General features: G+C 37.1%; 24 protein-coding genes and 6 pseudogenes. 8 read left to right on the top strand and 22 right to left on the bottom strand.

The genetic code is table 11. The annotated features are described in order from the left end of the window. Positions 1-18: 18 nt before the first annotated feature. From JCM19034_RS00530 to JCM19034_RS00500, 9 genes and pseudogenes are all read right to left on the bottom strand, one after another. A complete protein-coding gene (locus JCM19034_RS00530) occupies positions 19-1,419 on the bottom strand; it encodes a flagellin (RefSeq protein ID WP_062046435.1) in 1,401 nt (466 codons plus the stop codon). A gap of 16 nt (positions 1,420-1,435) precedes the next feature. Beyond that, positions 1,436-1,858, bottom strand: coding sequence for a flagellar export chaperone FliS (fliS, locus tag JCM19034_RS00525; RefSeq protein ID WP_062046433.1), 423 nt, complete (start codon positions 1,856-1,858; stop codon positions 1,436-1,438). A 51-nt stretch (positions 1,859-1,909) separates the two neighbouring features. Beyond that, positions 1,910-2,206 carry an EscU/YscU/HrcU family type III secretion system export apparatus switch protein gene (locus JCM19034_RS00520; protein WP_062046431.1) on the bottom strand — a complete coding sequence of 99 codons (297 nt, stop codon included), beginning with the start codon at positions 2,204-2,206 and terminating at the stop codon, positions 1,910-1,912. Further along, the gene (locus tag JCM19034_RS00515; RefSeq protein WP_062046429.1) at positions 2,203-4,689 is read right to left on the bottom strand and encodes a hypothetical protein; all 2,487 of its coding nucleotides are present in this window, start codon (positions 4,687-4,689) and stop codon (positions 2,203-2,205) included. Before JCM19034_RS00515 ends, JCM19034_RS00520 begins: the two co-directional genes overlap by 4 nt. Before the next feature lie 40 nt (positions 4,690-4,729). Then, complete coding sequence (locus JCM19034_RS00510; protein WP_062046427.1) at positions 4,730-5,212, bottom strand: hypothetical protein; 483 nt, start codon at positions 5,210-5,212, stop codon at positions 4,730-4,732. A 287-nt stretch (positions 5,213-5,499) separates the two neighbouring features. Then, positions 5,500-5,907, bottom strand: coding sequence for a hypothetical protein (locus tag JCM19034_RS22605; protein WP_231686785.1), 408 nt, complete (start codon positions 5,905-5,907; stop codon positions 5,500-5,502). Next, positions 5,883-6,224: a hypothetical protein gene (locus JCM19034_RS22600; protein WP_231686784.1), complete on the bottom strand. Its 342-nt coding sequence runs from the start codon at positions 6,222-6,224 to the stop codon at positions 5,883-5,885. The genes JCM19034_RS22605 and JCM19034_RS22600 overlap by 25 nt, the downstream gene beginning before the upstream one ends. A 60-nt stretch (positions 6,225-6,284) precedes the next feature. Continuing rightward, positions 6,285-6,658 (bottom strand): annotated as a pseudogene (locus JCM19034_RS22595) (DNA polymerase IV); the annotation flags it as partial. Between the two features lie 477 nt (positions 6,659-7,135). Then, complete coding sequence (locus JCM19034_RS00500) at positions 7,136-8,269, bottom strand: M20/M25/M40 family metallo-hydrolase (protein ID WP_062046425.1); 1,134 nt, start codon at positions 8,267-8,269, stop codon at positions 7,136-7,138. A gap of 161 nt (positions 8,270-8,430) precedes the next feature. On the opposite strand from JCM19034_RS00500, the gene prli42 reads away from it, so the two are divergent. Next, entirely contained in the window at positions 8,431-8,520 is a 90-nt protein-coding gene (gene prli42 / locus JCM19034_RS21440) for a stressosome-associated protein Prli42 (RefSeq protein WP_156323831.1), read from the top strand. A gap of 34 nt (positions 8,521-8,554) precedes the next feature. Here the strand turns inward: prli42 and JCM19034_RS00495 are convergent. From JCM19034_RS00495 to JCM19034_RS00450, 12 genes and pseudogenes are all read right to left on the bottom strand, one after another. After that, positions 8,555-9,066, bottom strand: a pseudogene (locus JCM19034_RS00495) (L,D-transpeptidase). Between the two features lie 36 nt (positions 9,067-9,102). Beyond that, positions 9,103-10,071 carry an aromatic acid exporter family protein gene (locus JCM19034_RS00490; RefSeq protein ID WP_062046423.1) on the bottom strand — a complete coding sequence of 323 codons (969 nt, stop codon included), beginning with the start codon at positions 10,069-10,071 and terminating at the stop codon, positions 9,103-9,105. A gap of 164 nt (positions 10,072-10,235) precedes the next feature. Beyond that, positions 10,236-10,958, bottom strand: coding sequence for an amino acid ABC transporter ATP-binding protein (locus tag JCM19034_RS00485; protein WP_062046421.1), 723 nt, complete (start codon positions 10,956-10,958; stop codon positions 10,236-10,238). Beyond that, entirely contained in the window at positions 10,951-11,607 is a 657-nt protein-coding gene (locus JCM19034_RS00480; protein ID WP_062046419.1) for an amino acid ABC transporter permease, read from the bottom strand. Before JCM19034_RS00480 ends, JCM19034_RS00485 begins: the two co-directional genes overlap by 8 nt. A gap of 33 nt (positions 11,608-11,640) precedes the next feature. After that, positions 11,641-12,390: a transporter substrate-binding domain-containing protein gene (locus JCM19034_RS00475; RefSeq protein ID WP_062047306.1), complete on the bottom strand. Its 750-nt coding sequence runs from the start codon at positions 12,388-12,390 to the stop codon at positions 11,641-11,643. Between the two features lie 248 nt (positions 12,391-12,638). Further along, positions 12,639-12,773 (bottom strand): hypothetical protein, encoded by a 135-nt coding sequence (locus JCM19034_RS23830; RefSeq protein WP_269431642.1) that lies wholly within the window; start codon positions 12,771-12,773, stop codon positions 12,639-12,641. A 14-nt stretch (positions 12,774-12,787) separates the two neighbouring features. Next, positions 12,788-12,925: a hypothetical protein gene (locus JCM19034_RS22125; protein WP_197276315.1), complete on the bottom strand. Its 138-nt coding sequence runs from the start codon at positions 12,923-12,925 to the stop codon at positions 12,788-12,790. A gap of 120 nt (positions 12,926-13,045) precedes the next feature. Further along, a complete protein-coding gene (locus JCM19034_RS00470) occupies positions 13,046-13,279 on the bottom strand; it encodes a hypothetical protein (protein WP_062046417.1) in 234 nt (77 codons plus the stop codon). 429 nt (positions 13,280-13,708) lie between these two features. Beyond that, positions 13,709-14,552 (bottom strand): annotated as a pseudogene (locus JCM19034_RS00465) (manganese catalase family protein). A 154-nt stretch (positions 14,553-14,706) separates the two neighbouring features. Beyond that, positions 14,707-15,183 carry a spore coat protein gene (locus JCM19034_RS00460; protein WP_062046415.1) on the bottom strand — a complete coding sequence of 159 codons (477 nt, stop codon included), beginning with the start codon at positions 15,181-15,183 and terminating at the stop codon, positions 14,707-14,709. Between the two features lie 109 nt (positions 15,184-15,292). After that, on the bottom strand, positions 15,293-15,607 hold the full coding sequence (locus JCM19034_RS00455; protein WP_062046413.1) for a hypothetical protein: 315 nt from the start codon (positions 15,605-15,607) through the stop codon (positions 15,293-15,295). A 155-nt stretch (positions 15,608-15,762) separates the two neighbouring features. Continuing rightward, positions 15,763-17,456, bottom strand: a pseudogene (locus tag JCM19034_RS00450) (BCCT family transporter). 163 nt (positions 17,457-17,619) lie between these two features. Between JCM19034_RS00450 and JCM19034_RS00445 the strand changes: the two are divergent. From JCM19034_RS00445 to msrB, 6 genes and pseudogenes are all read left to right on the top strand, one after another. Further along, positions 17,620-17,829, top strand: a complete 210-nt coding sequence (locus JCM19034_RS00445) for a DUF1659 domain-containing protein (protein WP_062046411.1) — start codon at positions 17,620-17,622, stop codon at positions 17,827-17,829. 22 nt (positions 17,830-17,851) lie between these two features. Then, the gene (locus JCM19034_RS00440) at positions 17,852-18,070 is read left to right on the top strand and encodes a DUF2922 domain-containing protein (protein ID WP_062046409.1); all 219 of its coding nucleotides are present in this window, start codon (positions 17,852-17,854) and stop codon (positions 18,068-18,070) included. A 13-nt stretch (positions 18,071-18,083) separates the two neighbouring features. Continuing rightward, positions 18,084-18,248, top strand: a complete 165-nt coding sequence (locus tag JCM19034_RS00435) for a YvrJ family protein (RefSeq protein WP_082393708.1) — start codon at positions 18,084-18,086, stop codon at positions 18,246-18,248. 140 nt (positions 18,249-18,388) lie between these two features. Beyond that, positions 18,389-18,751, top strand: a complete 363-nt coding sequence (locus JCM19034_RS00430; protein WP_370621759.1) for a hypothetical protein — start codon at positions 18,389-18,391, stop codon at positions 18,749-18,751. 50 nt (positions 18,752-18,801) lie between these two features. After that, positions 18,802-19,329: pseudogene (gene msrA, locus JCM19034_RS24360) on the top strand (peptide-methionine (S)-S-oxide reductase MsrA); the annotation flags it as partial. A 123-nt stretch (positions 19,330-19,452) separates the two neighbouring features. After that, a pseudogene (gene msrB, locus JCM19034_RS24355) lies at positions 19,453-19,892 on the top strand (peptide-methionine (R)-S-oxide reductase MsrB). Between the two features lie 159 nt (positions 19,893-20,051). Here the strand turns inward: msrB and JCM19034_RS00420 are convergent. Continuing rightward, positions 20,052-20,231 (bottom strand): hypothetical protein, encoded by a 180-nt coding sequence (locus JCM19034_RS00420; protein ID WP_062046405.1) that lies wholly within the window; start codon positions 20,229-20,231, stop codon positions 20,052-20,054. 135 nt (positions 20,232-20,366) lie between these two features. Between JCM19034_RS00420 and JCM19034_RS00415 the strand changes: the two genes are divergently transcribed. Continuing rightward, positions 20,367-21,098, top strand: a complete 732-nt coding sequence (locus tag JCM19034_RS00415; protein ID WP_062047304.1) for an esterase family protein — start codon at positions 20,367-20,369, stop codon at positions 21,096-21,098. The last annotated feature ends 3 nt before the right edge of the window (positions 21,099-21,101 follow it).

Raw genomic sequence — 21,101 nt, 5'->3', positions numbered from 1 at the left:
CATCTACTCGTCGTTTCTTTATTGTAAAAGCTGAAGTACACCTTGTGGCAATTGGTTCGCTTGAGCTAACATCGCTGTTGCAGATTGATTTAAAATGTTATTACGAGTGAATTCCGTCATTTCAAGTGCCATATCAGCATCGCGAATACGCGATTCTGAAGCAGTTAAATTCTCATGCGTAATTTGTAAATTGTTAATAGTATGCTCTAAACGGTTTTGAACCGCCCCAAGCTTTGCACGAGCATCTGATAAACGATTCACCGCTTGGTCTAATGCAAAAATCGCTTGGTTTGCCGCTTCATTCGTTAACACATTAACATCTTCAATTCCCAATGTAACAACATCCATTTTTGGAATGTCGATCATTACATTTTGATTCGTATTCGGACCAATTTGGAATGAAAGGGCGTTGTTAGTAATAGTGAATTCAAGTGACTCGTCTGCTTTAATTGACGTATTAAATTTATATTCAATTCCACCGTGCTTAAAGACACCATTCGTTGATGTTAATGTACGTTCTGCTTTGATTGGATTATCTTCTCCTTGATTCAACGTAATCTCTGCTGTTGCTTCCATTTTTACTTTTACAGTTCCTGACGAATCGATTTTCGATGTATCAACTGTAATACCAAATAAGTCCAATTCACCTGCATCTTCATGTTCACCAATTGCCACTACCTTTGTACCAATTGGTAATCCATCTGGATCTAGAATTTCAATTTCCGCATCTTGATCAGAACGCACATCTCTAATACGGATTGTGTATTCTCCAAATTTCATTTCTTCTCCTGGATCTGGGTCAGGAAAGTTTGTAAATTTAATGTCGGACCCTGGATCAGGTGTCCCTAATCCAGCTGCAGGTTGAGTCACTTCATAACTAGGAGTTACCGCTCCAACCTCAACTTCATATTCTCCAGACTTAAAATTCGCATCAGTCACAACTGGATAACCTTGCAAATTAATCCCATTCTCAGTCTGATCATACGTCGTCATCACAGCACTGTAGCCATTTAACAACTTACGAGTGTTAAACTCTGTCTTTTCAGAAATATCATCAATTTCAAGCTTCAATTGATCGATTTCTTTTTGAATTTGCTCACGATCATATTCTGTATTCGTATCGTTTGCTGCTTGAACAGCTAGCTCACGCATACGTTGTAGCATTGTATGTACTTCTTGCATTGCCCCTTCAGATGTTTGCATTAATGAGATTCCATCCATCGCATTACGTTCCGCCATCTTCAACCCGCGAATTTGTGAGCGCATTTTTTCAGAAATGGCAAGGCCAGCTGCGTCATCAGCAGCACGGTTAATACGTAGACCCGATGATAGCTTTTCTAAGTTTTTTGATGTTCTAAATTGATTTGCATGAAGATTACGATATGCATTTAATGCTTGGATATTGTTATTAATTTTCATTTTAGTATCCTCCTATTTATTCATATATTGAAGTTGATTCATACGCTTTCGCTTTTTGTTTCACAGCTGAAGATTGAGGATCTTTTTTCTGTTTCATAGCCTCGTTCCATGCAGTCATAAGAGATTCGATCACTTTGATAACTTCGCGAATCTTACTATTATCCTTCTTATAATTTGCTTCAATTATTTGATCAGCTAAATAGTTATATAGCTGGTCTAATTGATCGGCTATGATGCCTGCTTCATAATTTAGACCTGCACCTAAGCGATAGATGATATCATTCGCCTTTTTTAATTTATCATTTGCCTCAATAAATTCCTGGCGTTCATTGTGTTCAATCGCATTTTCTAAATTTGTTAAAGCCGCTTCATATAACAATGCAGTAATTTCTTCTGGTGATTTCTGATAGAGCGCCTCGTTTGTGAGCAATGCAGTCATGTTTCCACCTCCGACCTCTCATTTATTTTATCGGAACATTTCTATAAATAATTAATAGTTTTTCTCCATTTCTTCAATTAATAATAGAATTTCTGCCATAATCGTATATAACTGTGGTGGAATGTTATCACCTAGATCCATATCTAATAGGTTTTCAACCAACAATGGATCTTCTTGCATTTGAATATTATTCTTCTTTGCAATCTCTATAATTTGGTTTGCCACTTGTCCTTTTCCATGTGCAACCACTTTTGGTGTATCATCTTCATGATCATATCGAATCACGGCAGCTGAAGGTCCATTTATATGGCGACGTTGCTTCTGATTAATATGTTTAGAAATGATCATATTCTATAATCAAATCCTTTCTCTGTAAAAGTTGCACGCTGTTGTATGTCATCATTTCCTTTTTGCCCTTCTTCTTGATCCTGTGATTGTAATGGTGAATAATGTATTCCTTTTATTTGAAACCCAAGGTCCCCTAAATTTTCAATTGATTGTTGGACAAGTGGTTCCATTTTAGACTGAAAATCAGTTTGATCATTTTTTAGCGTAACTGATAACTGTCGGTCTTTTACAGACACTAATATACCGATCTCACCCATTTTTGGCGTTTGCATTAAAAAATATATGCTACAATTCTCCCAATCTACTTTCTCACCTTCATTACGAGAATTGACAAATACTTTTAAATTCTCTACTTTTTCTTCTAACAAAAACGGTAATTGAAAAAATAAGCTTTGCATGCTTTGTTGATCGGAACGACTTAATAATTGCTGACCCGTTAAATTATTTAGTGCCTGATTCGCAAGCTGTTGCGTGCGAGAGCCTTCTTCTTCCCCTCGTGCTAGCTGCAATAACAACGATTTAAGATTTTGCTGTTCAGCTACTTGTTCACGATTTCCTGTTACTAACTGCTGAGCTAATTCCTGATCTCGATTCAAACCAAGGCTTCTCATCAATTCTAACATTGCCCGTGGTGAAGGCTCAGGTATTGGACGTAGCGTCTCGCTGAGCTGTTTAGTTAGTGCTTGTTCAGGTAATTGCATATTTCTTAATGCCTCTTCCCTAGCAGCTGTATAATGTTTGACTTTCGTTTCTGACGGTTGAAAATGAACTTTTTCAACTAATTGATTGACTTCACGTACAATTTGACTTGCTTCTCGATATGAGCCTTTTGCTAATAATTGTTTCGCTTCAGCTAAACGATTACTTGCTTGCATTAACTCCCGTTCGGTTTTCATATCTGTAAATAACATCATTTCACTTTTTAAAATTGTTTGATCAAGTCGACTAATCGTTTTTTCAAGTAGTGGCTTCGCTTGTACATTCGCTTGCTTTCGAACTTGTTCAATCAAACGTGCTGTTTGGTCTAATGTGCGGTGCATTTCTCTTTGAAACTGTTTAAAATCCGCCGCTAATTGTGCCATCTTTTCTGATACTGTCGTGACTGCAATCATCTTACTAGATGCCTGCTCACTTGTTTGGAACTGCTCATTTACAATATAGGCAGCCGTTTCTTTGTTTGGAATGGTAGGCTGTACTTGCTGTTCTATTTGTTGGATGACTTGGGCAACTTCTTGGCGAGCTTTCATTTCTCTTCCAGATTGTGCCGTTTGCTTGGCATCTACTAATTGCTGAACAACCTCTACCTTTACAGAGTCTTGTACTGGGAGTTGTTCAATTCGAGCTTGCATTTGTTCGATTACTCGTCCAATATGTGGTTCCGACTGTAGTAGCCGCATTGCTTGCTCTACGAATAGGGAAGGTGATGCACTCGTTGACTGACCATCTCCTCCTGAATTTACTTGAGCTACGTTAGTATTGGAAGAAGCGGTTATTTGTGAAAGAGACGCATCTATTAGCTGATTGGCTGCTTCTACACGACCTTGGCTTACATATTGGCGGACACTTTCTACTAATTGTTGGACTTGCGTTAGCGATATTGCCCTGTTTTCGTTTTTGAATAACGCCTCAATTCGCTCCACAGATTGCTGCGAGTTTACACTTGTTTGTATTTGGCGTAAGACTTCTTGTACAAGTTGTCCTGGTTGACGTTCAATTTGCTGGACAGGGCGAACTTCACTACTTCTATTTGCATCCCCCTCAACAAATGCTGTAATTTGTCTTACTGCCGTTTCCTCTCGACCTTGATTTAAGAGTTGGCGAACATTCTCTACTAATTGTTGTACTTGAGTTGGAGATTGTTTAGATAATAGTGCTTGAATTCGCTCGACTGTTTGCTCAGTACTACCACTTCCTTGAATTTGACGCATGATTTCTTGTACTTGTTGTGCTGATTCTCGATTGAATACTTGTACAAGTGGGCGAGTTTCTCCTTCTGTGCTTCCTTCTGTTTGTAATGCTGCTGTAATTTGTCTTACTGCCGCTTCCTCGCGGCCTTGATTCAAGTGATGGCGAACATTCTCTACTAATTGCTGTAAACGTGATGACGGTATTGGTTCAATGTTCTCTCTTATTAAAAACGTTTGAACTTGATCGGCAGCTTGTTTTTGATTTGCAGCCATCCCAATCGTTCTCACAATTTGTTGAACAACATCCTGTTTAAAACGTACAGGGTCTTGCTCATTTTTCACAGAACGCTCGAGCTGAGTTATTGCTTGGTTGATCCTATTCCAAGCTTCCTTTTGAAGTTGCTGTGCTTGGTTTAATACACGGTCAATCTGTTCGCGATTTGGTGCATCCAAACGTGTCATTTGTTCCTTAATTCTATCTGTTATTCCTCTATTTTCAATTTCCTGTCGTACCGTGTTCCATTCCCTTGTTTGTGGTATAGCTTGAAGTACTCTATCACTGGCTGCTTGTAACAACTGTTTAGCTTCACCGGCTAACCGACTCGTTTCCTTAGTATCAGCCTGAGGCCATTTGTGCTATTTTTTCAACTGCTTGCTTTGGATTCGTTTGAATTAATTGTTTCAACTCATCAACTTGCACAGTACGTGTGCTTTGCTGATTAGTCTGTTCTCTTGTCGGGCGTTTAAAATCAAGTTCAAGTTCCCTAGCAAGTTCGTTTAATACTTGATTTAAAGGCCTCCCATGTAGAGCTTCATCAACTGCTCGTAAATGATTCATCGTAACTTCAAGTCTTTTATTAGCAACAGCTTCTACCGATTGCAAACGTTCATTCTTATTCCCTTGTAGCATAAATTGTTGCAAATCGTTAGCAGCGTTTTTGGATAAAGAAATACCTTTATCATGTAAAATTAAAGCGGCTCTTACTAACTCATTACTAGGTTGATGAACGCCTAATTGATGTAAACGCTGTTGCATTTCCACTTGCCGACTCGTTGTTTGCCGGTCAGAGTTCGTTTGCCTTGGTTGTTCTTCGATCACTCGAACACTTATTGGCTCTGCACGACTCTCAGTTACTCGGACATGAACACGTTCTTTATCTGGGAATGTGCCTTCAAATGTTACTGATACATCACGACCGCGAATAGAAACGATCGCTTCCTGTTGTCCAGTGCGCTCTTTAACTGTTGCTCTATATAGTTCTCCTTCTTTTATCAGGTTCTGTCGCTCTAGCTGATAGAAGAAGACAACCCTTGGTGTTGAATTTGCATGTAAGTCACCTCCGCACTCTCTTCATATTAAGTATATCGGCATATTACCATCATGAATTAATGGAAATCATTTGAATCGGGCAACTTTTTTATTCCTTTTTGTACACTCTCATCGCCAAACTTCTCACGGATCTTTTCCAAAGTGTGCTGCAATCGAATGTTTCTTTCATCTGCCTTGTATGTAAATAAATCTAATTGTTTGAAAGCAAATTTCTGCTCAACTAAATCATAAGTACTAATTCCTAATAAACGAATCTTCTCACCATTCCATGCATCATAAAAAAGCCGTTGAGCTTCAGTTACTAAGTCTTCTTCATATTGAAGAGGTTCGTTTAGCTTTTTACTTCTCGTAATCATTTTCCAATCATAATAACGTATCGTTATTTGAACACCATACGCACATACTTGCTTTCCTTTTAATCTTGTACAAACTCGACTAGCTAGCTGTTGAAGTGTCTTGTTAATGACCTCTCGTTCACGTGTATCTCGCTGTAATGTTTTTGAGTTTCCAATCGATTTGAACCGATTATATGCGTGAGGGTCGACCTTCGTTCATCTATTCCATTAGCTCTATCTTGAAGCTTTAGCCCTCGTTCTCCAAATTTCTTTACTATTATGTCTCTTTCTGAGTTCGCTAGATCACCAATCGAATGGATGGATAGCTTTTTCCACTTATCGACCGTCCGGCGACCGATACCATGCATTTCTTCAATTGGTTTTGGCCAAAGCAATTGTGCAATATCACGCTTTCTTAAGACAGTAATTCCGTTAGGTTTTTTCATATCACTTGCCATTTTTGCTAAAAACTTATTCGGTGCAATGCCAATACTACATGGCAGCTTTAATTCATCCATATTTGCTCTTGAATTGTTTTTGCTAAATTCAATGGATGAATTTGTGTCATATCCGATACGTCAAGAAAGCCTTCATCAATTGATACTTGTTCAACCATAGGCGTATATGAAAACAACAACTCAAATATTGCATGAGAAGCTTTCCGGTATAAATCACCATTTGGTGGAAGGACAATTAATTCAGGACATAGCTTTTTCGCCTGCCAAATAGGCATCGTTGTTTTTACCCCTTTAGCACGTGCTTCATATGTACTTGTCACAATGATTCCTTTACGCTCTTTTGGATTTCCAGCAATCGCAAGTGGTTTGCCTTTTAATTTTGGGTTTTGTGCTACTTCAACTGAGGCAAAAAAACTATTCATATCAATATGAAATATTATTTTAGATGCCATAGGATATCACTCGCATTCAAAACGTTGATTTAACAATATTTTTCGACTTCGATTATATCATAGAGATTCATTTTCAAGATTATGATTGATAAAATATTTATAGTTAGTCACTTATTTATTGAATTTAGCAGAAATAATTTCAATTTCGAAAACTATTCATACAATCAAAAAGAAGGGAGTTTTTCCCCTTCCTAACGTTACCACTTATTATCCTCCAATTTTAAGCTCTCACTCTGAAAATCGTGTAATTTAGCTGTGCACCAATAAAATTAAAAGCTATAACAGTAAACAGTAAAACTGATTTATTTTCCAGCTACTAGCTCCGTCCGCTTGACTATTTAAAGGTCTACACCAACACACTTCTTCTTCAACTAATTAGATCGGAAGATAAATAGTCACCAATTATTGCAGTAATAATTGGTGACATCTTAAACTTTTTTAGTAACATTATCGAACCGATGATTCTTCTGCAACGCTTTTTATAATTGCAACAACAGCCTCAGTTAACTTTACTAATTCTGTAATTGGCATCCGTTCTTTTTTCGTATGTATTTCTTCATAACCGACCGCTAAGTTAACGGTTGGGACACCGTGTCCTGCAAAAATATTAGCATCGCTACCACCGCCGCTTTGCAGTAGCATTGGTTCTCTTCCAATTTCAACCATTGCCTTTTTCGCTACTTTTACGACATGGTCCTCATCACTTAGTTTATATCCAGGGTACATTACTTCCACGTCTACTTCTGCTTTTGCTCCATATTTTTCAGCAGTTTCCTCAAATGCAGTACGCATTTTACTTACTTGCTTCTTCATTTTCTCTTCTATTAGCGAACGTGCCTCTGCAATAATCGTTACATGATCACACACTATGTTCGTTTGTGTTCCACCCTCAAAGCGACCAATATTAGCCGTCGTTTCCTCATCAATGCGGCCAAGTGGCATTTTCGATATCGCCTTTGCTGCAACCGTTATAGCCGATACACCTTTTTCTGGAGCAACTCCAGCATGTGCAGTTTTCCCTAAAATAGTAGCATTTATTTTCGCTTGAGTTGGGGCTGCGACAATAAGATTTCCTACTGGACCATCACTATCTAACGCAAAACCAAATTTTGCTTTAATTTCTTTTGGGTCTATTTCTTTTGCACCTACTAAGCCTGATTCTTCACCAGCTGTTATAATAAACTGAACAAGTCCATGTTCAATATTTTGCTCATTGATCACTCGCAAAGCCTCGAGCATTGCAGCAATCCCCGCTTTATCATCTGCCCCTAATATCGTTGTTCCATCTGTTATAACATAGCCATCTTCAATGCTCGGTTTTATCCCTTTACCCGGTACAACGGTATCCATATGAGATGTAAAGTAAATCGGTGTAGATTCGTTTTTTGTACCTTCCAACGTACAAATTAAATTTCCTGCCCCGTGTCCCGTCCTACTCGCTGAATCATCTTCCTTTACGACAACACCTAACGATTCAAATTTTTCTTTTAATACTGGAGCAATTACTTGCTCCTCTTTTGTCTCAGAATCAATCTGGACAAGCTCTAAAAACTCATCAACTAAACGTTGCTCATTTACCATTGATTAATTACCTCCTTCAATATACATAGTTATCGTACAACTGCTTTTAAAAAACAGCAAGCTATTCGTACATTTATATGCCCCCTTGTCCTTTCAGCCCTTAACAAGTAAAATAGAAGAGTATACTTGAGAGCGATAGCTTCTTTAAAGGAGGGTTTGATATGCCACGTAAATTCCAAAAAGCAATTATATACATTATGATTATTACGATGGTTTTAGGAACAGTATTGATGGGAATATCGATTTTCTAATCGTTACAGGAGTTGCTGGGGCAACTCCTTTATTCTAGCTTATCGCGTTATACTCCTTAGCGAGCTCGATGACATCCTTATCAGCATCAGTAATTAGTAATTTAGTACCTAATGGCACCTTACGATACAATTCTTCCACAAGTTCATTTTCCAACCGTATACACCCAGCTGTTACTGCATTACCTATTGATTCAGGTCGATTTGTCCCATGAATACCATATATTCGACCGTCAGTATCATGAGCATCAAATCCAATCCACCGCGTTCCGAGTGGGTTGTCAGGTGATCCCCCTCAATGTCGAGCTTACGATAATAAGGGTTCTCTGCTTTTACGATAACTTGAAAAACACCTTGAGGCGTCTCATCACCTTCTTTTCCAATCGCAACTGGATACGTTGCTTGAACTTTTTCATCATTTATAAAAGTCAACGTTTTATCTGATACGTGAACAATTAAAAATGGATCACCAGGAATAGGGTTATGACCGAGTGGCCAAATTGGAGATGCAATGAATAACACAGTTAGAAAGAAGCTTAACGTTTTCATTTACACCCTCCTTCTTTTTAACTATTATTGTAATCATTATAGCTTCTTCTTATCCAACTCATTCCATAACCGATCTTTAATATGTAAATACTCTTCAAGTTCATTCATTATAAAAAATAAAGAAGCACGGGTTTCAAACTCTTCTCGCGTTTGCGGGAGTTCCATACTTTTGAAAGTATTTTTGATTTCATTAAGACGTTGTAAGAAAAATGGTACACGATTAGCTGGACTGATGGCCCCACTTAATTCCTCCAAAAAATCTGCTAGCACTACATTTTGTTCGAAAGTCTGATCAATAGAAGAGACATATGGAATCAATTTCTCTAACAATTCAAATTGTTTTTCACGCATTTTAAAATAATAATAATAATGATCCTCGTAGCGGAGAAAATGGTTATGAATGTTAACAAGAGCTTCATTCTGGCCAGCTTTTAACAATTCATCCGTTTCATAAATTTCTTTTCCATCCCACTCACTTTCTCCATTTCTTAAATAAATAGCAAGTTCAATAAATATTTTCTTAAAATGGGTTTCTATTTCTTTATGATAATGGCGTAGCTTTTTTTGATTACTAGGTATATAAGCATTCATAATTAAGGCAATCCCCACCCCAATTGCAATAAGCAACAGTTCGTTGATAATCAAAGAACTAGTTACCTCGCGGGCTGAATACATATGTAAAATGATAACCGCACTAGTTACAATTCCCTCTTCAACTTTAGTCATAACCGCTAAAGGGATGAACAATAATAAGACGATAGCTAACGTCCAAGGTGCATACCCAACTAAGCTAAAAACAATTGAACTAACGCTAAGTCCAATTATACATGCGACAATTCGATACCAGGAAGCTTTAACGGAATCCCGCTTCGTAGTTGAAATACAAAGCAACGTTAAAATTGCAGCAGAACCGTAATACTCTAGTTGTAGCATTTGAGCAATGGCAACTGCGATCCCAGCACCTATAGCTGTTTTCAGCGTACGATATCCAATCCGAAATGGCATTTGCTTACTCCTTTTCACTAATCCAGTATGTTTATCTTATGTACTTTTTTAGTCAATATTAAAATGAATCTTCACTTTTCTATGAAGTTGCCACAGGCATACGTTTTATATATAAAAGAAACTCCAAAATAAAGCCTAATCGTTTAAGCTTTATTGTTGGAGTTTTATAGAACTTTATCAAGAAATTCCATTGCTCTTTGCGATTTGGGAGCTTCAAAAAACTGTGCGGGTGGTGCATCTTCTACTAAAATCCCTTGATCAAGAAAAAGAACACGATCAGCAACCTCACGGGCAAAGCCCATTTCATGTGTCACTATAACCATCGTCATTCCTGAGTGAGCTAGCTGCTTCATAACATTTAATACTTCTTTAACCATTTCAGGATCCAACGCTGAAGTCGGTTCATCGAACAGCATAACTTCAGGCTCCATTGCTAAGGCACGTGCAATGGCAACCCGTTGTTTTTGCCCTCCAGAAAGGCGATTTGGATAATCATTTTTCTTATCTAACAATCCAACGTTTTGAAGTAAACGTTCTGCACGAGCATTGGCCTCTTCTTTCTTCTCACCTTTAACAGTAACAGGAGCATACGTAATATTTTCCATAACCGTCATATGTGGAAATAAATGAAAATGTTGAAATACCATCCCAATTTGCTGTCTTGCTTGGTTAACATTTGTAAGAGAGCTTGTTAGTTCTTTCTCTCCTACCCATATTTGACCAGAGGTAGGTTGCTCCAATAAATTTAAACAGCGTAAAAATGTTGATTTGCCGGAACCAGATGGACCAATAACGGCTACTACATCACCTTTATTAATTTCAGTTGAGATCCCTTTTAATACTTTATTTTGCTGAAATGATTTGTGCAAATCCTCCACCTTAATCACTACGCTTCAACCTCCTCTCGATCATCCGTCCAATTAATGTCAGACCCATAACTAGAACATAATATACGAACCCAATTAATATGAAGGTTTCAAAGTACGTCCAAAGTTGTGAATTAACAATTTGTGCTCTTCTCATCAAATCCATAACACCAATAACCGAAACAATCGCTGATTCTTTCGTTAAATTGATAAATTCATTAAATAATGCAGGTAGAATGTTTCTAAACGCTTGCGGTAAAATGATATTCATCATCGTTTGACGGTATGGAATACCTAAAGCATCAGCTGCTTCCTGTTGACCTTTATCAACTGCTTGTATTCCTGCACGAATAATTTCCGAAACATATGCAGCTGAATTTAGTCCGAACGCAAGTACACCTGCTAAATATGCAGTTATATCAATACCAAATTGGGGAGCACCAAAATAAATGATCGACAATTGCAAAATAAGAGGAGTACCACGAAAAATAGACGTATACGCATTTGCGACAAAACGTAGAAAACGATATCGCCCTATTTTTAATATTGCTAATAAAATCCCTAATAATAAACCAATGATTAACGACACACTTACAAATTGTAGCGTAACCCATATCCCTTCTAGGATAAAAGGAATATGGGGCACGATTCGATCAAATCTCAAATCCATGCCCTCTATCCTTCCTTCGACAAAAATGTCCGTTTATTCACTTTCTGCATCAAACCATTTCAAAATTAGTTCATCCATTATTCCTTCATCCATCATATCATTCAATTTTTCATTAAACGGTTCAACTAAATCACTGCCTTTTGGAAAAGCGATCGCCGAACCTAATTCTTCACCCTCTTCAGCTGGCACTTCAAAGCTTACAAGCTCCTCTTGTGTACTTAAAAATCCTTCTGCTACTTTATCTTCCATTAAAATAGCATCAATACGTCCTGCTAAAAGCTCTTGAACAATTTCAGGAATGCGATTTAGCTTCACTACTTCAAATTCATACTCTTCGGCAATTGTGTCTGCTTTTTGCTCTTGAATTGATCCTAACTGAACAGCGACTATTTTCCCTTGTAGATCATCCATTGTTCCAATCTGTGAATCTTCTGCTGTCACAATTAAATTGACGTCATAATAATAAATATCAGAGAAATCGGCACTTTCACGTCGCTCATCATCTGGAGTCATACCTGATAATACGAAATCAATTCGACCAGACTCTAACGCTGGAATTAATGAAGTAAAATCCATATCCTCAATTTGTAACTCATATCCTAATTCTTCAGTAATATGCTGAGCAATATCTACATCAAAGCCGATAATTTCACCAGTTGCTGTATCAAAAGATTCATATGGTGGATAATCAGCTGACGTTCCCATAATTAACGTTTCAGAATCATCTGAACCACACGCAGCTAACATAGCAGCCATAATAATCGTCATTAAAAACCATTTCATTTTCTTCAATTTAACCCCTCATTTTCTTTTTGTAATATAATAAATATACTTGTATTTGCATAATAACACAGCCTTATGCATTTGAAAATAGTTTTTAATTCACTTTACTAATACACGGAATTTTTAATACTGTTTTTATTTTCAGAATTATTATAACAAAATAAAAAGGGATTTGCCTAAAAGGTATGGATCTTTTAGGCAATCCCGTTATTTAGTAATTTTCACTTTTAATCTAACGATACCCTACCTTATTCCATAACTCCCTCGTCTACAGAATCCCCTGCCGGATCATTCATTTCAGGCTCCCCTTCTACATCACCACAAGCTGCTAATACACTAATCGCTAACAAACCTGTCATCAAACCATATAATATCTTTTTCATTTCTTCTCCTCCTCTTATTCTAAAGTCCCTTGATCTTCCATTCCTGGCTCTTCTAAAGGTGCACCCGTTGGATCATCATCCACTTCCCCACATGCAGCTAGAATGCTAATAACTAACGCTCCTGCCGCCAAGCCTGTTACTAATTTTTTCATGCTAATCACCTCCTGAAAAATAATTATGTTCATTTTTCTATACCCATTTTTAATCATTTAAAACAAAAACTACCTAAAAAGTTAAAATAACTTAATTAGGTAGTTTGATGTAGTAGTGTCTTATTCTACTGATTCTTCGTCTAATGGTTCTTCATCTAACGGTTCTTCGTTTAATGGCTCATCACCAATTGGTTCCTCATCTAACGGGGCATCTCCAACTGGATCCTCAATTTGATCATCTCCAACTGGATCTACACCATCACCATCAACATCATCTGCAGGATCTCCACAAGCTGCTAATACACTCATTGAAAGTGCTCCCGCTAAAATTGTATAAAGAAATTTCTTGCTCATCTCAAAATTCCCCCTTAAGTATGTTTCAGTTGGAATTTAAATTGATGTGCTTCCAACTGATGACTATTTTACATAACAAGTGCTTGCCTTAAAAGAGAAATGGAACCATTTACAACCTTTCCCTTTTTCCTTTGATATTTTTTCAATTTCTATCATGATTTTAGATTCCATCCCCACTTTTATCACTCATTTACTCATACTAGTACATATCCTAACCCTGTTTACTAATGGCAATAGATGTTTTGTAGCTGAAAATAAGCTAAAGAGGTTGGCACATAACTAAATGTTCCAACCTAAAAGCGAATAATTATTTGTTAAGAAAAGTCCATTAAGTGAAAAATCCGAACCAATCAAAAATTCTAACTGGAGAATTTCGAATTATAGCTCGGATTTTCCTTTGGCTAAAGTCTTTTGTCCCGCCTCATACAATTAATACATTGGAGGAAGATGTGGACCATTCGGTAAAACGGTGTTATGAATATAAGGTGGTGCTAACTGTAATCTCGGTTTTTCGCTAAAGGTTTCGGATTCGGAATATATTTAAACTCACCTATTCCGTCCATACTTGGACCATGTGCCCAACGCCCCTCTTTACTTGCCGTTCCTCCTGATAAGTCATAATAATCATAAGCGACTTCATGCTTTTCTAGAGAACGAGGGAACGTACTTGGAACGACGATGTTTTCTTTTTCCTCAAGCTCACAAATAGCTGCATACCATTGATTTTGATGCATCGTATCACGTGCAATTAGCCATGATAACATGTCTTTAACACCAGGATCGGTAGTAGACTCATATAAACGAACCGCTTGTAGTCTACCATGTGATTCATACGTTAAATTCATTCGGAAATCAGCTAAAAGGTTTCCACTTGCATTAATATAAGCGGCAGTCCATGGATTACCAACACTATCTACTGGCATTGAACCTAGTCCTGATACAATCACGTGTTGTGGATTCATTCCACCTAAAACAGCTCCAATAACGGGATCCTTTGCCGCTATTTCTTGATCACCTACCGGAGCATTATCTAATAAACGTGCGATCATTGTTGCAAGCATTTCAACATGTGCTAATTCCTCTGTTCCTGTTGCTAACAACAGGTCTCGATACTTTTCCTCACCACGTGTGTTCCAACCTTGAAATAAGTATTGCAAAGCAACGGAAATTTCCCCGAATTGCCCTCCGAGTACTTCTTGAAGCTTTTTCGCATAAACAGATCTGGCCTTGTTGGTTTAGCATGATATTGAAGGTTCTTCACATGATAGAACATTTTATCTTCTCCTCTTCTATATAGAGTCACCTTCAGTCTATTCATGTAAATGCCTAGTTGTTCCCTTCTTCTGATAGTTATTTATGTATGTGGTCCTCAAGAGGGGGGTTAACTTCTCCTCTTGAGGACCGTATATCTATTCCTGTGACACAGATTATAAAATGTCTAGATTTACTAATAAAGCAATTAATATTTGTAATAGCAATTGAATGTTAATGCCTATTTGTGTATCCGTAGTTGTAACATCTACATTGCGAGAGTTTTCAATAACTGTTTTTTGTAGCGACGTTTGTTTGATTTTAGCTGATTGCATCAATTCCTGTGTTACTTGTTCAGCTTCATCACTATCAGCAATAGAAATACTAATAACTAAAGCAATGGCTGCTTGAAGAGTCGCTTGTAGCTGTACGGCAGCTTTCGTATCTGTTGTTGTCACTGTTATATCACAAGAATCTTTAATAAATATATATTCTTCTGAATGTTGTAGTGTTTTGTTAATTTGCTGGCCATCTTGAACGACATCACCTTCATTTGTTGGAGAACATGGGTGTTTTGCATGTGGATCTAAAGCTGACCAAGTACGAGTAGAGTCAGACTCTTTTGAATTTGAATAATAAACATCTTGGTTCATTTCATCTTCCTCCTTTCCATTTCTACTTTTAATCTATGCATTTCACCGAATATGGAATGGACAAATACCCTAGTCATTCTACCTAATCTTTCTTTAATAAGTTGTTCGCCTATGATTTTCCTTTGAAAATTTTAAGATTGTTTACATTGTTATCACTTTTAACGAACTTTTTACTTTTTCTTTTCGGTACATTTGTATCGTCCGCCAAAGATTTACGCTCAGTCTTCTGCTTTGGGGCATCTTCCTCCGTATATGTTTTTTCTTGATTCTCTATAAACTGGTCAACTTGGCTTTGTAACTTATTTACCAATTCTTTTAAAGCTATTTTGTCATCATCGCTTTCAATTTCCTTAAATTTGTGTTTCTTCATTACTTTTCTTACGAGCATATCCACTAACTCTTGATCAACGACCGTTTTACTCATACTTTTCACCCTCTTTATTGTAATTTCTAACACAACTAGTTTATGTACTCGTTTACGTATTGGTATGGTCATTTATCTATAATCTATTTTTGCCATTAAAAAACTGGTCAAAGTAACGACTTTAACCAGTTGAATAATCTAACTTATTTTTTGTTTCATTTTCTTTCATTTAATTCTTCGTAAAGCTCTTCTTTCACTTGTTCATAAATGTCTTCACGAACTTCTTCTTTCACCTCCTCTTTGACCTGCTCATACACATCTTCCTTTAAATCATCATATAAGTCATCTTTAATTTCCTCACTCAATTTCTGCTTATGAAGTCTTCTTTTCTTAACATTTTCCTTGTTATAGTCCCGACCAATCATAATTAAAACAGAGAAGATCATTAATGTCATAATAATGGCAAATGGTAAAGCAGCAATAATAGAGGCTGTTTGCAGAGCCTCAAGCCCTCCGTCCCCACTAATCAATAGGACACTTGCCGTTCCAGCAATTAGAAGACCCCAAAGCATCTTTACAATTAAACTAGGGTTAAGGCTCCCTCTTGATGTCATTGAACCTAATACGTAAGATGCTGAGTCAGCGGAAGTAATGAAGAAAATTAAAATTAATATCACAGCTAATAAGCTAGTAATCATGCTTAATGGTAGCTCTCCTAAAGTTGCAAATAAAGCAATCTCTACGTTGTCCATCACCATATCACCAATTGGAACATTTCCTGCAATTTCAATATTTAGTGCTGTTCCTCCGAAAGAAGTAAACCAAATGATTGCTAATAATGAAGGAATGAGTAAAACCCCTGCCATAAATTCACGAATCGTACGACCTCGTGATATACGTGCAATAAATACCCCCATAAATGGAGCCCAGGCTATGTGCCAAGCCCAAAAGAAAATCGTATTCCTTCCTAACCAGCCGCTTTCCGCAAAAGGGGTCATAGTTAGACTCATTTCTGCTACATTTGTTATATATCCACCTAATGTTGTAACAATACTTTCTGCTATAAATAAAGTTGGACCAACAATAATAACAAAAAGTAATAATATACCAGCTACAGCTAAATTGAGGTTACTAAGTCTTTTAATCCCTTTATCAAGCCCTTTTCCAGCAGATACCATAAATAGAACTGTAACGACTGCGATTATGATAATTTGCGTCCAAACATTATTCGGAATCGCTGTTATAAAAGACAATCCTCCCGTAATTTGAAGAGCACTTAAGCCAAAGGTTGTTGCGACACCAGTACAAGTAGCTATAACTGCTAATATATCAATGAATCGTCCGAACCAACCGTTCACACGTTCTCCTAAAATAGGATAAAAAGCTGAACTAACTAGTGCCGGGCGATCCTTACGAAATTGTACGTATGCTAACGTTAAACCGACTATTGAGAAAATTGCCCATGGATGTAATGCCCAATGATAAACGGCATAACGTAGCCCAGCAACAGCCGATTCCGGCGTCTCGGCAGCATATCCCATCGGTGGATCTAAATAATATAAAACCGGTTCAGCTACTCCCCAAAAAACGAACCCGACACCTATGCCAGCAGCAAATAACATCCCGATCCATGAATACCATGAGTATTCTGGTTTTTCACCTGGTTTACCTAACCGAACTTTCCCATACGGCTAACAGCCAAAAAAATAACAAATATCACAAAAATAGCAGTAACTAGCATATAGAACCAACCAAAGTTTACAATCATCCAATTTAGCCCTTCATTAGCCGCTTCATTAAGTGAGCCAGGAGATACAGCACCCCATAGGACAAAAAGAGTTACGATTATAGCTGAAATGACTAAAACACTGCTTACTTTTTCATTTCCTGCAATTTTTCTTTCCTCCATAACTATCCCTCACTTCCCTCGATTTAGCTTGAAAAATAAGCCTTAATTCATGTTATGATTTCCCCTTTTACAACTTGTTTAAAACGTGATCTTTTATTACTTTCTGTTTGATCACTGAAAAGTATGCAAGAAAACGATATTGTACATGAAGGAGGTGAGCATGATGAATGAAGAGCAAAATAGTCGCTTGTCGATTGCATTTATCGTTGGAGTAGATGAAGAAGGAGCTAATATCACCAAGCTGAAATCATTTAATAACATTAAAGGTACTAGCTCTGATGAGCAGCTTAGACAATTTACCGATGTAATCACATCATTACAACAACATGAAGTAGCTGATTCGATCCGTAATAACCAATATTCTATTATGTAATGAAAAAAGGAGGTAATGAAGGATGAGTAAAAGATTAGAACTGCAGTTTGACAATGAAGATGGTGGACTTGTAACCATTTCAATTGATGACCCTTTAGAACCAATTGATAGTGAAGCTATTTCACAAGCAATGGCTCAAATGATTGCAGAAGATGTTATTGAGTCAAATGGTGGCGGTCTCGCAGCAATTCGTGGTGCTCGCATCGTTGAACGACACGTCACTACAATTGATCTACCGTAAGATGGAGACAGCAATTGAACTTTGGATTCCTCTAATTGGTGAATACGGTTTTCCAATTGCCATTACACTTTATCTTCTGCACCGATTAGAGCAAAAAATCGATCGTGTAATTATGGCAGTGGAAGGTTTACCTGAACGATTAGAGGACCGAAAGCCTCCCACTCGTATCGCTAAGTAAGAATTCTAAGGGTTTGTCCAAAAGGTTGTAAACCATTGGACAAACCTTTATTATGTTTGACTAACTGCGTAATATTATAGGTTAGAAAACGGAATTAAGGAAACACTAACAAAACACAATATTACAATGAAGGTGAAATCATGGCTCTTGAAAAACGAAGTGAAGTAATCTTTTGGTGTATTGCATTTCCAGGGTTTGGCCAATTAATCAATAAAAAATATATAAAAGGCATTTTTTTCATTATTTTGGAATTCACGATTAACGTCCAAGCAAGACTTAATTTCGCTATTATTCCTAGCTTTTATGGAAAAAGCGAATTAGCCAATGCCAGTGTTAATTATCAATGGATCATGTTTTACCCATGTATTTATCTATTTTCTATGTATGATGCTTATCGTGATGCTGGTGGAGATAAAGTACATTATGCCTTTATTCCATTTGTTACTTCTGCTTATTTTTGGAACTGTTGGTATTATTTTTTCAGAAAGTGTCACATTATTTAATCACTTACTTGGGGTCATTTGGTCTCCTATTCTCTTTCATTTAACAGGTTATGCAATTGGCTTACTTATCCGAAAGCTCGTGGTTGTTATTGTTTCACGTAAGCAACTACAAGGTCAATAAAGAGGAAACATGTTATAATTTTTTAAAAGGAGGGAGGTCGAAGATGTTGCAATCATTTGAAAAAGCCACATTTGCTGGCGGCTGTTTTTGGTGTATGGTTAAACCATTTGATCAGTTTGACGGTATTGAAAGTGTCGTATCTGGATATACAGGCGGACATACGAAAAATCCAACATATGAAGAGGTTTGTTCAGAGACAACCGGACATTTTGAAGCTGTACAAATCACATATGATCCAATGAAATTTTCATATAAAAAACTCCTCCAAATTTTTTGGTCACAAATTGACCCGACAGATCCTGGGGGGCAGTTTTATGATCGTGGAGATTCCTATCGAACGGCAATCTTCTATCATAATGAAGAACAAAAACAACAAGCAGAAGCATCAAAGTTAGAATTAGAAATGAGTAAACGTTTTACAAAGCCAATCGTAACATTAATTTTACCAGCAAGTGCTTTTTACCCAGCAGAAGAATACCATCAAGGTTATTACAAAAAAAATCCTGCTCATTATAGTCGTTATCAAATCGGGTCTGGACGAAAAGCATTTATCGAACGTTGGAACAAGGAGGAGGAGCAAATGAACAAAGATAAAAAGGATATAAAAGAGCGATTAACACCGATCCAGTATCACGTTACACAAGAAAATGGTACAGAACCACCTTTTCAAAACGAATTTTATGACCTTGAAGAAGAAGGGATTTATGTCGATATCGTCTCTGGAAAACCGTTATTTAGCTCAAAGGATAAGTACGATGCAGGATGTGGCTGGCCAAGTTTCACGAAACCAATTGATGAGAACGACGTTACAGAAAAAAAGATTTAAGTCACGGTATGATTCGTACAGAGGTAAGAAGTACGGATGCCGACTCCCATCTAGGTCATGTGTTTCCAGATGGCCCAGCTCCAACAGGACTTCGTTATTGTATTAACTCTGCAGCACTACGATTTATCCATAAAGACGACTTAGATAAAGAAGGTTACGGCAAGTATAAGAAACTATTTTCAGAAGAAAGCTAACCGCAAAGAGCCGTTCCAAATGTTTTTTAAGCTTGTCTGAAAGAGATTCTTTCAGACAAGCTTGTTATGATCTCCTACGCTCTTCTTTGAACAAACCGATCTTTCAGTCATGTCTCATTAAAACATAAGATAAATCCTCGAATTATCCGCTTCTATTTCCTATTCATCATATGTATACCTAACAACATAACGATTTGGTTTTAACTGTCTAATTTCAACGAGTGGACCGATTTCATAGCCGTTTGTCCAATTATCTTCAATTTTAGCTTTTACGCATCCAGCTTGAAATTTTGAATAAAAAATTTTACTATAATAAATCCACTTCGGTGGCTTTTTCATAATAAACACCTACTTTTTTTGTTTTTAATTATTTTACAAAATAACTTGTAAAGTAGCAATGAGATTTACTTGGCACAGACTTAGTATTTTTGTACACTAATAGAAGTATACATGAAAGGAAAGGTAAGAATACATATGGCGAAGAAACCATTGCAAGGTACAACTTTAGATGATCATATTATGAGTAAAGAGTTAGAGGAAGAAATCCCATTAATCGTTTATACCCCACCTGATTTTACACCGATGCAATCGTATCACGTTCTAATTTGCCAGGATGGTAGTGATTATTTCCAAATCGGCAGAATTCCACGAGTTTTTGAAGAACTATTAGATGAAGGTGAAATAAATGAAACAATTATAGTTGGTATACCATATCCATCAGTAGATATTAGACGCGAACGCTATTTTCCTAATGACGTCCAAAATGAAGCATATATTCGCTTTTTAGCACACGAACTAGTACCTTATTTGGACGAGCATTATCCAATAGAACCGATTGCGTCAGCTCGTACATTAGCTGGAGATTCATTAGGGGGAACCGTTTCTTTAATGACCGCTGTACGGTATCCAAGTCTTTTTGGCAATGTGATGATGCACTCTCCATTCGTAAATGCTAACGTTTTGGAAGATGTCAAAAACTGTAATCACTCTGAAAAAATTTCAATTTATCATGTAATCGGACTGCAAGAAACAGAGGTCAATACGACAGACGGTAATATCGTAAACTTTCTACCGCCAAACCGCGATTTACGTGACCTAATTAAATCGATGAATTTCTCATATGAATATCATGAATTTGATGGCGATCATAAATGGGTACATTGGCAAAAAGATTTACCACGTGGACTAAAAAGCTTATTATCATAATCA

The organism is Bacillus sp. JCM 19034, from assembly GCF_001310635.1.
GTDB lineage: Bacteria > Bacillota > Bacilli > Bacillales > Bacillaceae_D > Halalkalibacter.
Note: the sequence above shows the minus strand (reverse complement) of the source record. Positions and strands in the feature narration are given on the sequence as shown.